14 protein-coding genes are annotated in these 13,404 nt (G+C 43.8%); all 14 read left to right on the forward strand.

What is annotated here, in order from left to right:
* Window positions 1-1,863 (forward strand): ATP-dependent zinc metalloprotease FtsH (gene ftsH / locus CJU60_RS19965; protein WP_217989165.1); only part of this gene is annotated, 1,863 nt, incomplete at its 5' end.
* Window positions 1,864-2,052: 189 nt separating this feature from the next.
* Complete coding sequence (locus tag CJU60_RS19970) at window positions 2,053-2,829, forward strand: type III pantothenate kinase (RefSeq protein ID WP_024123635.1); 777 nt, start codon at window positions 2,053-2,055, stop codon at window positions 2,827-2,829.
* 11 nt (window positions 2,830-2,840) lie between these two features.
* The gene (gene hslO, locus CJU60_RS19975; RefSeq protein ID WP_024123636.1) at window positions 2,841-3,716 is read left to right on the forward strand and encodes a redox-regulated molecular chaperone HslO; all 876 of its coding nucleotides are present in this window, start codon (window positions 2,841-2,843) and stop codon (window positions 3,714-3,716) included.
* Between the two features lie 48 nt (window positions 3,717-3,764).
* The gene (locus tag CJU60_RS19980; RefSeq protein ID WP_095714739.1) at window positions 3,765-4,658 is read left to right on the forward strand and encodes a peptidyl-prolyl cis-trans isomerase; all 894 of its coding nucleotides are present in this window, start codon (window positions 3,765-3,767) and stop codon (window positions 4,656-4,658) included.
* A gap of 75 nt (window positions 4,659-4,733) precedes the next feature.
* A complete protein-coding gene (gene cysK / locus CJU60_RS19985) occupies window positions 4,734-5,660 on the forward strand; it encodes a cysteine synthase A (protein WP_024123638.1) in 927 nt (308 codons plus the stop codon).
* A gap of 163 nt (window positions 5,661-5,823) precedes the next feature.
* Window positions 5,824-7,233, forward strand: coding sequence for an anthranilate synthase component I family protein (locus tag CJU60_RS19990; RefSeq protein WP_095714740.1), 1,410 nt, complete (start codon window positions 5,824-5,826; stop codon window positions 7,231-7,233).
* Window positions 7,234-7,246: 13 nt separating this feature from the next.
* Window positions 7,247-7,831, forward strand: a complete 585-nt coding sequence (gene pabA, locus CJU60_RS19995) for an aminodeoxychorismate/anthranilate synthase component II (protein WP_095714741.1) — start codon at window positions 7,247-7,249, stop codon at window positions 7,829-7,831.
* Entirely contained in the window at window positions 7,831-8,679 is an 849-nt protein-coding gene (gene pabC, locus CJU60_RS20000; RefSeq protein WP_095714742.1) for an aminodeoxychorismate lyase, read from the forward strand. The genes pabA and pabC overlap by 1 nt, the downstream gene beginning before the upstream one ends.
* A gap of 14 nt (window positions 8,680-8,693) precedes the next feature.
* Window positions 8,694-9,551, forward strand: coding sequence for a dihydropteroate synthase (folP, locus tag CJU60_RS20005; RefSeq protein WP_095714743.1), 858 nt, complete (start codon window positions 8,694-8,696; stop codon window positions 9,549-9,551).
* Window positions 9,544-9,906 (forward strand): dihydroneopterin aldolase, encoded by a 363-nt coding sequence (folB, locus tag CJU60_RS20010; RefSeq protein WP_095714744.1) that lies wholly within the window; start codon window positions 9,544-9,546, stop codon window positions 9,904-9,906. Before folP ends, folB begins: the two co-directional genes overlap by 8 nt.
* The gene (folK, locus tag CJU60_RS20015) at window positions 9,903-10,406 is read left to right on the forward strand and encodes a 2-amino-4-hydroxy-6-hydroxymethyldihydropteridine diphosphokinase (RefSeq protein ID WP_024123644.1); all 504 of its coding nucleotides are present in this window, start codon (window positions 9,903-9,905) and stop codon (window positions 10,404-10,406) included. The genes folB and folK overlap by 4 nt, the downstream gene beginning before the upstream one ends.
* Window positions 10,358-10,576, forward strand: a complete 219-nt coding sequence (locus CJU60_RS20020) for a helix-turn-helix domain-containing protein (protein WP_024123645.1) — start codon at window positions 10,358-10,360, stop codon at window positions 10,574-10,576. Before folK ends, CJU60_RS20020 begins: the two co-directional genes overlap by 49 nt.
* 13 nt (window positions 10,577-10,589) lie before the next feature.
* Window positions 10,590-11,591, forward strand: a complete 1,002-nt coding sequence (dusB, locus tag CJU60_RS20025; RefSeq protein WP_024123646.1) for a tRNA dihydrouridine synthase DusB — start codon at window positions 10,590-10,592, stop codon at window positions 11,589-11,591.
* 91 nt (window positions 11,592-11,682) lie between these two features.
* Complete coding sequence (gene lysS, locus CJU60_RS20030) at window positions 11,683-13,182, forward strand: lysine--tRNA ligase (protein ID WP_024123647.1); 1,500 nt, start codon at window positions 11,683-11,685, stop codon at window positions 13,180-13,182.
* The last annotated feature ends 222 nt before the right edge of the window (window positions 13,183-13,404 follow it).

The following is a 13,404-nucleotide window of genomic DNA, read 5'->3' on the forward strand; positions in this document are numbered from 1 at the left end:
GTAATCGGGGTTGTGAGCTACTTCCAGACCTCAAATCCGAAAACAGAAAATATGTCGTACAGCACGTTCATCAAAAACCTGGATGACGGGAAAGTTGATAGCGTGTCGGTTCAGCCTGTCAGAGGTGTTTATGAGGTAAAAGGACAGCTGAAAAATTACGACAAGGATCAATACTTTTTGACTCATGTTCCTGAAGGAAAGGGAGCAGACCAGATCTTTAATGCTATAAAAAAGACAGATGTAAAGGTTGATCCCGCTCAAGAAACAAGCGGATGGGTGACGTTCCTGACGACCATCATCCCATTTGTCATTATCTTTATTCTGTTCTTCTTCCTGCTCAATCAAGCTCAAGGCGGCGGCAGCCGTGTCATGAACTTTGGTAAGAGTAAGGCGAAGCTATATACAGAGGAAAAGAAACGCGTCAAATTTAAAGACGTTGCAGGGGCAGACGAGGAGAAACAAGAACTTGTGGAAGTTGTTGAATTTCTGAAAGATCCCCGCAAGTTTGCCGAGCTTGGCGCAAGAATCCCTAAAGGTGTGCTTTTAGTCGGACCTCCGGGTACCGGTAAAACACTTCTTGCAAGAGCATCAGCCGGTGAAGCCGGTGTACCATTCTTCAGCATCAGCGGATCTGATTTCGTTGAAATGTTTGTAGGTGTCGGTGCTTCCCGTGTGCGTGACTTGTTCGAAAACGCGAAAAAGAATGCGCCTTGTTTGATCTTCATTGATGAAATTGACGCAGTCGGACGCCAGCGTGGAGCGGGTCTCGGCGGCGGACACGATGAACGTGAACAGACGCTCAACCAATTGCTTGTTGAAATGGACGGATTCAGTGCCAATGAAGGAATTATCATCATTGCCGCAACGAACCGTGCGGACATCTTGGACCCAGCCTTACTTCGTCCGGGACGTTTTGACCGTCAAATCACAGTGGACCGCCCAGATGTAATTGGACGTGAAGCTGTATTGAAAGTCCATGCAAGAAATAAACCGCTGGATGAAACGGTAAATCTGAAATCGATTGCCATGAGAACACCTGGTTTCTCAGGCGCTGACTTAGAAAACCTATTGAATGAAGCTGCTCTTGTGGCGGCTCGTCAAAACAAGAAAAAAATCGATGCTCGCGACATTGATGAAGCTACGGACCGTGTTATTGCCGGACCAGCTAAGAAAAGCCGCGTCATCTCCAAGAAAGAACGCAATATCGTGGCATATCACGAAGGCGGACACACCGTTATCGGACTCGTTTTAGATGAGGCTGATATGGTTCATAAAGTAACGATTGTTCCTCGGGGCCAGGCTGGCGGTTATGCAGTTATGCTTCCAAGAGAAGACCGTTACTTCCAGACAAAGCCGGAGCTGCTTGATAAAATTGTCGGTCTCTTGGGCGGACGTGTTGCTGAAGAAATTATCTTTGGCGAAGTCAGCACAGGAGCGCACAATGACTTCCAGCGTGCGACAAATATTGCAAGACGAATGGTTACAGAATTCGGTATGTCAGAAAAACTGGGACCGCTGCAATTTGGACAGTCTCAGGGTGGCCAGGTATTCTTAGGCCGTGATTTCAACAACGAACAAAACTACAGTGATCAAATTGCCTACGAAATTGATCAGGAAATTCAGCGCATTATCAAAGAGTGTTACGAGCGTGCGAAAACAATCCTGACAGAAAATCGTGACAAGCTTGAATTGATTGCTCAGACGCTTCTGGAAGTTGAAACACTGGATGCTGAACAAATCAAACATCTTGTCGATCACGGGACATTGCCTGAGCGTAAGTTCTCTGATGATGAGAAGAACGATGATGTCAAAGTAAACATTCTGTCAAAAACAGAAGAAAAGAAAGACGATACGAAAGAGTAACGCTTTCTGATAAAAACTGCCGGCTGACGCTGGCAGTTTTTTTATGTGAATCCCGCCTCTGCTGCCCCTCTTTTCAATCATCCAATTATGGTATCGATTTGTTTACAAATGAGCCGCCGATCGTGTATGGTATTGTAGAATGTTTGTAAAAGTAATGATAGAGAAACTATTCAAAAGTGGTGATAGAGGTTGTTACTTGTTATTGATGTGGGGAACACCAATACTGTACTTGGTGTATATCATGAGGGTGAATTAGAATATCACTGGCGTATAGAAACAAGCAGGCATAAAACAGAAGATGAGTTTGGGATGATTCTGCGCTCTTTATTTGATCATTCAGGTCTCATGTTTGAACAAATAGAAGGCATTATTATTTCTTCAGTTGTGCCGCCAATCATGTTTGCGTTAGAGAGAATGTGCACAAAATACTTTCATATCGAACCGCAAATTGTCGGTCCTGGTATGAAAACCGGTTTAAATATAAAGTACGACAATCCGAAAGAAGTAGGCGCTGACAGAATCGTAAATGCTGTTGCGGCCATTCACTTGTACGGCAATCCTTTGATTGTTGTTGATTTCGGTACAGCCACAACGTACTGTTATATCGATGAAAACAAACAATATATGGGCGGAGCGATTGCGCCTGGAATTACAATTTCGACTGAGGCGCTGTACTCGCGTGCGGCGAAGCTTCCGCGTATTGAAATCGCCCGGCCTGACAATATTATCGGAAAAAGCACTGTAAGCGCGATGCAATCAGGGATTTTATTTGGCTATGTCGGCCAAGTGGAAGGAATCGTAAAACGAATGAAATGGCAGGCAAAACAAGAACCGAAAGTCATTGCGACAGGCGGTCTTGCGCCATTAATCGCCAACGAATCAGATTGTATAGACATCGTTGATCCATTCTTAACCCTAAAAGGTCTGGAATTGATTTATGAACGAAACCGCGTGGGAAGTGTATAGGAGGTTTTGCAATGGATTATTTAGTAAAAGCGCTGGCGTATGACGGAAAAGTTCGCGCATATGCTGCAAAAACGACTGATATGGTGAATGAAGGACAGAGACGGCATGATACATGGCCGACAGCATCCGCTGCACTGGGCCGTACAATGACAGCTTCACTAATGCTTGGTTCTATGCTGAAAGGTGATGATAAGCTGACAGTGAAAGTGGAAGGCGGCGGGCCAATCGGCGCGATTGTTGCTGATGCAAATGCTAAAGGGGAAGTCAGGGCATATGTCTCAAACCCGCATGTTCATTTTGACTTGAATGAACACGGCAAGCTGGATGTCAGACGCGCTGTCGGAACAGATGGAACATTAAGTGTTGTAAAAGATTTAGGCCTGCGCGAGTTCTTCACAGGGCAAGTAGAAATCGTTTCCGGAGAACTGGGGGAAGATTTTACGTACTATCTTGTATCATCGGAGCAGGTTCCTTCTTCTGTAGGTGTCGGCGTGCTTGTTAACCCAGACAACACCATTTTGGCGGCAGGAGGTTTCATTCTTCAGCTCCTTCCAGGAACAGATGATGAAACCATCACAAAAATTGAACAGCGTCTATCTGTAGTAGAACCTATTTCTAAACTGATTCAAAAAGGGCTTGCGCCGGAAGAAATTTTGGAAGAAGTCTTAGGAGAAAAGCCTGAGATTTTGGAAACCATGCCTGTTAAATTCCATTGCCCTTGTTCAAAAGAGCGTTTTGAAACAGCCGTTTTAGGACTAGGCAAAAAAGAAATTCAAGATATGATAGAAGAAGATGGACAAGCCGAAGCAGTATGCCATTTTTGTAATGAAAAGTACTTATTTACAAAAGAAGAGCTGGAAGAGCTTCGAGACCAAACGACCCGCTAAGCTCTTTAGCGGGTTTTTTGAATTTAAGAAAAGGGGCTGACAGTAAATTTGAAATCAAGAACAATCTGGACAATCATTTGGGGCGCGCTGCTGGTATGCTGTATCGCAGTGGCATATACACTGACGAAATCTCAAGCCAGTGCTTCCCCGTCCGACGAGTCCATTGCTACTATTGGAGGCAAAAGCGTCACAAGAGAAGAATGGCTGAAGGAAATGGAAGATGAATACGGAAAATCAACACTTGAAGATATGATCAATGTCCGAGTGGTAGAGCAGCTTGCCAAAAAGAACAATCTCAAAGTATCTAAAAGTGAAATTGATCGGGAATTTCTGCTGATTAAGGCGGTGAATAATTCATTTTACGAAGACGAGCATACAACTGAAAAAGAGTGGAAAGACCAAATTCGCTATAATATTCTTCTTGAGGAATTATTAACAAAGGATATTGATATTTCAAAGACAGAAATGAAATCATTTTATAATCAAAATAAAGAACTGTATCAGTTTGATGATTCGTATCGTATTCGGCATATTGTTGTAAAGGATGAAGAGGAAGCCAAACAAGTTTTAAAAGAGCTTGAAGGCGGCTCGAGCTTTGAAGCTGTTGCGGCGGAACGGTCCACAGACAGGTATACGTCACCGTACGGGGGAGATTTAGGGTTTGTCACCGAGGCATCAGACAACATTCCGTCATCATACATTGAAGAAGCAAAGACACTAAAACAAGATGAATGGTCAAACGAACCGATAAAGGTAAACAACGGCTATGCGATTATTCAACTGAAAGAAAAGTTAAATGCGAGAACGTTCTCATATGATGAAGTGAAGAATCAGATTAAACGCCAGATCGCAATGGATCAGTTAGGTGATAAAGCAACTGTAAAATCGCTTTGGAAAGAAGCTGACGTGTCTTGGTTCTATGGGGAAAAAAGTACTAAATGATTGACAAAAAATTTTGAAATTGATAGATTATATACATAATACCAATACAAATAGTCGGAAATTGAGGTGTCGAGAATGGTACGTGTAGCAAACTCCATTACTGAATTAATTGGGAATACGCCAATCGTTAAATTAAATCGCCTTGTTGATGAAAACAGTGCGGATGTATATTTGAAGCTTGAATACATGAACCCTGGAAGCAGTGTAAAAGACCGTATCGGTTTAGCGATGATTGAAGCCGCTGAAAAAGAAGGGAAATTAAAAGCTGGCGATACAATCATTGAACCGACAAGCGGAAATACAGGAATCGGGCTGGCAATGGTTGCTGCTGCTAAAGGTTTAAAAGCGATTTTGGTTATGCCTGACACAATGAGCATGGAGCGCCGCAACCTTCTTCGCGCATATGGTGCTGAGCTTGTGCTGACTCCGGGTGCGGAAGGCATGAAAGGCGCCATTAAGAAAGCGGAGGAGCTTGCTGAAAAACACGGATACTTCGTGCCGCAGCAGTTTAACAATCCATCGAACCCTGAAATCCACCGCCAAACAACAGGTAAAGAAATCGTTGAGCAATTCGGTGATGACCAGCTTGATGCATTTGTAGCCGGAATCGGAACAGGCGGAACGATTACAGGAGCGGGTGAAGTCCTGAAGGAAGCATATCCTTCCGTCAAAATCTACGCTGTTGAACCGTCAGATTCCCCAGTGCTTTCAGGAGGAAAACCAGGCCCTCACAAAATTCAGGGAATCGGAGCTGGCTTTGTGCCCGACATCTTAAACACTGAAGTATACGATGAAATTTTCCCTGTGAAGAATGAAGAAGCATTTGAATATGCACGCAGAGCTGCACGTGAAGAAGGAATTCTCGGAGGCATCTCATCAGGTGCGGCCATTTATGCTGCTATTGAAGTAGCGAAAAAACTCGGAAAGGGCAAAAAAGTATTAGCTATCATTCCGAGTAACGGCGAACGTTATTTGAGTACGCCGCTGTATCAATTCGATTAAAAAGCTCGAAAAAACTCCCGGTGCCCGGGAGTTTTTTTATTTGTGCATCAAATATGCCGTGTCCGCGACGAATCTTATCCTTGGAAGAGAAATTCACTTTTTTCACTCATGATATTGCTTTACAATAAAAAAAGCAGAAAAAGAAAACAGAGGAATGATATAAATGGCACAACGCAGACCGGCAGGCAGAAAAGTACCTTTTCAAAAAGATTCATTCTTGCAACAATATGAGAAACTTTCACAATCCAGAAAACAGCACGTGCTTCTTGAAAGTGCAAGAGGCGGCAGATACAGTATAGCCGGTCTTGATCCAATTGCGGCTGTCAAGGGAAAAGACGGAATTACAACCATTAAGCATGGGGATGAGACACTGTTTAAAGAGGGTGACCCATTACGCGCCTTCCACAGTTGGTTTAAAACGCTGGAAACAGAAACGGATGAAGAATTGCCTGATTTTCAAGGGGGAGCAATCGGCTTTCTTAGCTATGATTACGCACGCTACATTGAAAATTTTAAAATGCTCTCATTAGATGACCTGGAGACACCTGATATCTATTTTCTTGTCTTTGATGATATCGCCGTCTATGACCATGAAGAACAGGCTCTTTGGCTGGTCACTCATGTGAATGATGAGAACGAATCAGCGGACGAAAAGCTGTCCCAGCTCGAACATATGTGGCTGACTGAGCTTCCCGGTGAGCCGTTACAAGAGATGACATATACAGCTGACGGTTCCTTTGCAGCGCCTTTTACTGAAGAAGGCTTTTCTCAGGCTGTAGAGAAAATCAAGCAATACATTGCCAGCGGAGATGTTTTTCAAGTCAATCTATCGATCAGGCAGTCGCAGCCGCTGTCTGCTCACCCGTATGAGATCTACAAAAAACTGAGAGAAGTGAATCCTTCTCCATATATGGCATATTTAGAAACACCAGATTTCCAAATTATTTGCGGATCTCCTGAACTTCTTGTCAGCAAAAAGGGCAAACTGTTAGAGACAAGACCGATCGCGGGCACTCGTTCCAGAGGGAAAACGGATGAGGAAGACGAAGCGCTCGCAAATGAATTAATCCATAATGAAAAAGAACGCGCTGAGCATGTCATGCTGGTTGATCTAGAACGAAATGATCTGGGCAGAGTTTCCCGTTACGGATCAGTGCGGGTTAATGAATTCATGGCAATTGAAAAATACTCCCACGTCATGCACATTGTGTCTAATGTCCAAGGTGAACTGCAGGATGGATACGACGCTGTAGATATTATTCATGCTGTATTTCCTGGAGGAACGATTACAGGTGCTCCTAAAGTAAGGACAATGGAAATTATAGAAGAACTTGAGCCGACACGCCGTGGGCTTTATACTGGATCTATAGGGTGGTTTGGGTATAATCAGGATCTTCAGTTTAATATCGTGATCCGAACCATTTATGCAGCCGGAGGGCAGGCGTTTATGCAATCCGGAGCAGGAGTTGTGATTGATTCTGTTCCTAAGCATGAATACAGAGAATCATTCAAAAAAGCTTTTGCGATGCAAAAGGCGTTAGAGCTGAGCGAAGCAGAGACAAAAATTAGATGAGGTGAGCGGAGAAATGATTTTAATGATTGATAACTATGATTCTTTCACGTACAACTTAGTGCAGTATTTGGGCGAGCTTGGAGAAGAGCTGATTGTAAAACGCAATGACGATATCACAATAGAGCAAATTGAAGAGCTGTCACCGGATTTCTTAATGATTTCACCCGGACCGTGCAGTCCTGATGAAGCTGGAATCAGCCTTGAAGCAATTAAATACTTCGCAGGCAAAATTCCCGTTTTTGGCGTGTGTCTCGGACATCAGTCTATCGCACAGGAGTTTGGCGGAGACGTGGTCAGAGCAGAGCGGCTGATGCACGGAAAAACCTCAGAAATCGAGCATGACGGCAAGACGATCTTTAAAGGTTTGCAAAACCCGCTTGTGGCGACACGATACCACTCACTGATCGTAAAACCTGAGACGCTGCCAAGCTGTTTCACAGTAACCGCACAAACGAAAGAAGGAGAAATCATGGCTATTCGGCACAATGACCTTCCGATAGAAGGCGTTCAATTTCATCCAGAGTCTATTATGACTTCCTTTGGAAAAGAAATGCTCAGAAATTTTATTGAAACGTACCGCAAGGAAGTCATTGCGTGATGATATATGTAAACGGCCGATTTATAGAGGAGAAAGATGCAGTTCTTTCTCCTTTTGACCATGGTTTTTTATATGGGATCGGTGTTTTTGAGACCTTCAGGCTTTATGAAGGCCGGCCGTTCCTGCTTGATTGGCATATAGAACGGCTTGAACGCGCACTTAAGGATCTGCAAATCGAATACACTGTGACAAAACAAGAGATGATTGAAATGCTGGACAAGCTGCTCGGGCTGAATGATATCAAAGACGGCAATGCCCGCGTCAGGCTGAACATATCAGCCGGCATCAGTGATAAAGGCTTCGCTGCTCAAACTTACGATAACCCGACTGTTTTATGTTTTGTTAATCAGTTAAAACCAGAAAGTCTTCCTTTGCAAAAGGAAGGAAAGGTTTTATCGGTACGGAGAAACACACCGGAGGGGCCGTTCCGGTTAAAATCACATCACTATTTAAATAATATGTATGCGAAACGGGAGATCGGAAATGATCCGCGGTTTGAAGGGATCTTTTTAACGGAGGATTGCGCTGTAGCAGAGGGCATCATTTCAAATGTCTTCTGGAGAAAAGGCAGCTCTATCTATACACCATCACTTGATACCGGAATTCTTGACGGCGTCACGAGACGTTTTGTCATGGAGAACGCAAAGAAAATAGGGATGGATGTCAAAACAGGCCGCTACCAGCTTGAAGCCCTTTTGACGGCAGATGAAGCATGGATGACCAACTCGGTTCTTGAGATCATTCCGTTTTCTAAAATAGAAGAAGTGAACTATCCGGGCCAAAACGGAGAAATAACTTCCGCTTTACAAACGCTATACCACCAAGAAATAAAGAACATGAATTCATGACAGGGAGGAAGAGAATGGCGCGGCAAACGATAGACCAAACACAAGTAATCCATACCAAACCCAGCGCATTATCATATCGAGAAAAGACGCTGGTGATGGGTATTTTAAACGTAACGCCTGACTCTTTCTCGGATGGCGGAAAATATGACAGCCTGGACAATGCCCTGTTGCATGCGAAAGAGATGATTGATGACGGTGCGCATATCATTGATATCGGAGGCGAATCGACAAGACCCGGCGCCGAATATGTGTCCGTGGACGAAGAAATGTCCAGAGTGATTCCTGTGATAGAGCGGATTACAAAAGAGCTCGCAGTGCCGATCTCTGTAGATACGTACAAGGCTTCTGTCGCAGATGAAGCTGTTAAAGCCGGCGCTTCAATCATCAATGATATTTGGGGAGCGAAGTACGATCCGAAAATGGCTTCTGTTGCAGCTGAACACAATGTTCCGATCGTTCTCATGCATAACCGCAAAGAGAGAAACTACAACGACTTAATACCGGATATGCTGTCGGACTTAATGGAAAGTGTAAAGATTGCTGTTGAAGCAGGTGTAGAGGAAAAGAACATTATCCTCGATCCCGGCATTGGTTTTGCGAAGGACTATCACGATAATCTGGCAGTCATGAACAAACTCGAAGTTTTCAGCGGACTTGGCTATCCGGTTCTTCTTGCAACCTCCCGAAAAAGATTTATCGGCCGTGTCCTGGATCTTCCGCCTGAGGAGCGGGCTGAGGGCACAGGCGCAACCGTGTGTTTAGGCATTCAAAAAGGCTGTGACATTGTGAGAGTCCATGATGTAAAACAAATAGCCAGAATGGCGAAAATGATGGATGCAATGCTGAACAAGGGAGGGATGCATCATGGATAAAATCTACGTAGAAGGCATGGAGTTTTACGGCTACCACGGTGTGTTAAAAGAGGAGAACAAGCTCGGACAGCGTTTTAAAGTCGATTTAACCGCAGAATTAGATTTAAGCAAAGCGGGACAAACAGACGACCTTGAGCAAACCATTAACTATGCCGAGCTTTACCACGTATGTAAAGATATCGTCGAAGGTGAGCCTGTGAAACTAGTGGAAACACTGGCAGAACGTATTGCGGACACTGTCCTGAAGAAATTTCATCAGGTGCAGCAATGTACTGTAAAAGTGATTAAGCCAGATCCGCCAATTCCCGGCCACTATAAATCAGTAGCAATAGAAATCACGAGAAAAAAATCATGAACAATACAGCTTATATAGCACTTGGATCTAATATTGGAGATAGAGAAACGTATTTACGGCGAGCGGTGGCGATGCTGCATCAACATGAGGCAGTGACAGTCACAAAAGTGTCTTCTATTTACGAAACAGACCCAGTCGGATACGAAGCTCAAGATGAATTTTTAAATATGGCAGTTGAAATCGAGACGTCGCTGAATCCGTTTCAGCTCCTGGAGCTCACGCAGCATATAGAAAATGAATTGGGCAGGACGAGAGAAGTCAGATGGGGGCCGCGGACGGCAGACCTTGACATTTTACTGTTTAATCGTGAAAATATTGAAACAGAGCAACTAATTGTTCCGCATCCGAGAATGTATGAGCGTTTATTTGTCCTTGCACCGCTTGCGGAAATATGCACGCGGGTTGAAAAAGAGGCAAAAAGCGCGGAAACCGACCAAGAAGGTGTAAGAGTATGGAAGCAGAAATCTGGGGTAGACGAATTCGTGCATTCAGAAAGCTGAAAGGTTATACTCAAGAAGGATTTGCGAAAGCGTTAGGTATATCAGTTTCTATTCTCGGCGAAATTGAACGCGGAAACCGATTGCCGTCAGCTGCCATCATTCAAAGTGCAGCAGATGTTTTAAATATAAGCGCGGACGAATTAGCGCCGCCAGAAAATAATAACAAATGAAAGGAGGGGAAAAATGTTTAAAATCGGTGATATTCAATTAAAAAACCGGGTTGTGCTGGCCCCTATGGCCGGTGTCTGCAACTCAGCATTCAGATTGACTGTAAAGGAATTCGGAGCCGGATTGGTCTGCGCTGAAATGATCAGTGACAAAGCGATCCTTTACAACAATGCCAAAACAATGGGTATGCTTTACATTGATGAACGTGAAAAACCGCTCAGCCTTCAAATCTTCGGAGGAAAAAAGGAAACCCTTGTGGAAGCGGCGAAGTTTGTAGACCAGAACACAACTGCTGATATCATTGATATTAACATGGGATGCCCAGTACCAAAGATTACAAAATGTGATGCGGGAGCAAAATGGCTTCTCGATCCCGATAAGATTTATGAAATGGTTTCTGCAGTAGTGGATGCCGTCGATAAACCAGTCACAGTGAAAATGAGAATGGGCTGGGATGAAGACCACATTTTCGCGGTGAAAAACGCACAGGCTGTCGAGCGTGCGGGCGGAAAAGCAGTTGCACTTCACGGCCGTACAAGAGTGCAGATGTACGAAGGAACTGCAAACTGGGATATTATCAAAGAAGTAAAACAATCTGTATCGATTCCGGTTATCGGGAACGGCGATGTCAAGACGCCGCAGGATGCTAAGCGTATGCTTGATGAAACAGGAGTAGACGGGGTCATGATCGGCCGTGCCGCATTAGGCAATCCGTGGATGATTTACCGTACGGTTCAATACCTTGAAACAGGTGAATTAAAAGAAGAGCCGCAAGTACGCGAAAAAATGGCGGTATGCAAACTGCATCTTGACCGCCTGATTAACTTAAAAGGTGAAAATGTAGCGGTAAGAGAAATGAGAAAACACGCTGCATGGTATCTGAAAGGCATAAGAGGCAATGCGGAGGTTCGTAATGGAATCAATCATTGCGAGACAAGAGAAGAGCTTGTACAGCTTTTAGATGCATTTACTGTTGAAGTTGAGGCAAAAGAGCTTCAAGACGCAAAAGTAGGATAACATTCACCTCTATTTGCTGCTCACTGCCAGTTTTACGCTGGCAGTTTTTCTGCTTTTTTCATGAAACAATATCTGTAATGGAGTGATAACAATGAGTCAAGAAGAGCATAATCATGAAGAATTGAACGACCAGCTGCAAGTCAGACGCGACAAAATGAATCAGATGAGAGAAAACGGTATAGATCCATTCGGCGCACGTTTTGAAAGAACTCATCAATCTGAGCAAATTATTGCGGCATATCAAAATCTAACGAAAGAAGAGTTAGAGGAAAAAGCGATTGAAGTCACAATCGCAGGCCGTATGATGACAAAACGCGGCAAAGGAAAAGCCGGCTTCGCGCACCTTCAGGATTTAGAAGGTCAAATTCAAATCTACGTAAGAAAAGACAGTGTCGGTGATGACCAATATGAAATCTTCAAATCTTCCGACCTTGGCGACCTTATCGGCGTAACCGGAAAAGTGTTCAAAACAAATGTAGGCGAACTGTCTGTAAAAGCAACATCATTTGATTTGCTGACAAAAGCGCTTCGTCCGCTGCCGGATAAATACCATGGTTTAAAAGACGTTGAGCAGCGATACCGTCAACGCTACTTGGATCTTATCGTAAATCCAGACAGCAAACATACGTTCATCACACGCAGCAAGATCATTCAAGCGATGAGAAGATACCTTGATGATCATGGATACTTAGAAGTAGAAACACCAACTATGCACAGCATTCCAGGGGGAGCCTCCGCGCGTCCGTTCATTACCCATCATAATGCTTTAGATATTCCGCTCTACATGCGTATTGCGATTGAACTGCATCTGAAACGCTTGATTGTCGGCGGTTTAGAAAAAGTATATGAAATCGGCCGTGTTTTCCGTAATGAAGGCGTCTCTACACGCCATAACCCTGAATTTACAATGATTGAATTATATGAAGCGTATGCTGACTATAAAGATATCATGAGCTTAACTGAAAACCTTGTCGCTCATATCGCGCAAGAAGTGCTTGGCACGACGACAATTCAATACGGGGAAGAACAAATCGAACTGAAACCTGAGTGGAAAAGAATCCATATGGTTGACGCAGTCAAAGAAGCGACAGGCGTTGACTTCTGGGAAGATGTAACTGTTGAGCAAGCCCGTGAATATGCAAAAGAGCATGGTGTAGAGATTAAAGACTCTATGACAGTGGGCCATATTATAAACGAATTCTTCGAACAAAAAATCGAGGAAACGCTTATCCAGCCAACGTTTATTTATGGACATCCAGTAGAAATTTCTCCTCTTGCTAAGAAAAATCCAGAGGATCCGCGCTTCACAGACCGTTTTGAACTGTTTATCGTAGGCCGTGAGCACGCAAATGCATTCACAGAGCTAAATGATCCTATTGATCAAAGAGAACGCTTTGAAGCCCAATTAAAAGAACGAGAAGAGGGTAATGATGAAGCTCATTTAATGGATGAAGACTTCGTTGAAGCCCTGGAGTATGGCATGCCGCCAACAGGAGGCTTAGGCATCGGGATCGATCGCCTGGTCATGCTGCTTACGAATGCTCCTTCGATCCGAGATGTACTGTTATTCCCGCAAATGAGACAGCGCTAATTTAAAAGAGCGTCAACCTTTCTAATAGAAGGATGACGCTCTTTTATAATTCCTTAGTTTTTTCTTCAAAAAACTATTGCACTATTATTTACAAGGTGGTATATTATTATTCGTTGCCGCTAAACAAGGCGATGACAAAAAAATAACTTCAAAAAAAGTTATTGACTTCAATGAGTCGACGAGTTATAATAATAAAGTCGCTTAAACGAAGTGACAAAATGA

It is taken from the genome of Bacillus sp. 7705b (assembly GCF_002289525.1).
Taxonomy (GTDB): domain Bacteria; phylum Bacillota; class Bacilli; order Bacillales; family Bacillaceae; genus Bacillus; species Bacillus halotolerans.

Coding starts and splice junctions, on each gene's coding strand:
- hslO (WP_024123636.1), top strand. CDS start 2,841: ATGGATTATTTAGTAAAAGCGCTGGCGTATGACGGAAAAGTTCGCGCA.
- cysK (WP_024123638.1), top strand. CDS start 4,734: ATGGTACGTGTAGCAAACTCCATTACTGAATTAATTGGGAATACGCCA.
- CJU60_RS19990 (WP_095714740.1), top strand. CDS start 5,824: ATGGCACAACGCAGACCGGCAGGCAGAAAAGTACCTTTTCAAAAAGAT.
- pabA (WP_095714741.1), top strand. CDS start 7,247: ATGATTTTAATGATTGATAACTATGATTCTTTCACGTACAACTTAGTG.
- pabC (WP_095714742.1), top strand. CDS start 7,831: ATGATATATGTAAACGGCCGATTTATAGAGGAGAAAGATGCAGTTCTT.
- folP (WP_095714743.1), top strand. CDS start 8,694: ATGGCGCGGCAAACGATAGACCAAACACAAGTAATCCATACCAAACCC.
- folB (WP_095714744.1), top strand. CDS start 9,544: ATGGATAAAATCTACGTAGAAGGCATGGAGTTTTACGGCTACCACGGT.
- folK (WP_024123644.1), top strand. CDS start 9,903: ATGAACAATACAGCTTATATAGCACTTGGATCTAATATTGGAGATAGA.
- CJU60_RS20020 (WP_024123645.1), top strand. CDS start 10,358: ATGGAAGCAGAAATCTGGGGTAGACGAATTCGTGCATTCAGAAAGCTG.
- dusB (WP_024123646.1), top strand. CDS start 10,590: ATGTTTAAAATCGGTGATATTCAATTAAAAAACCGGGTTGTGCTGGCC.
- lysS (WP_024123647.1), top strand. CDS start 11,683: ATGAGTCAAGAAGAGCATAATCATGAAGAATTGAACGACCAGCTGCAA.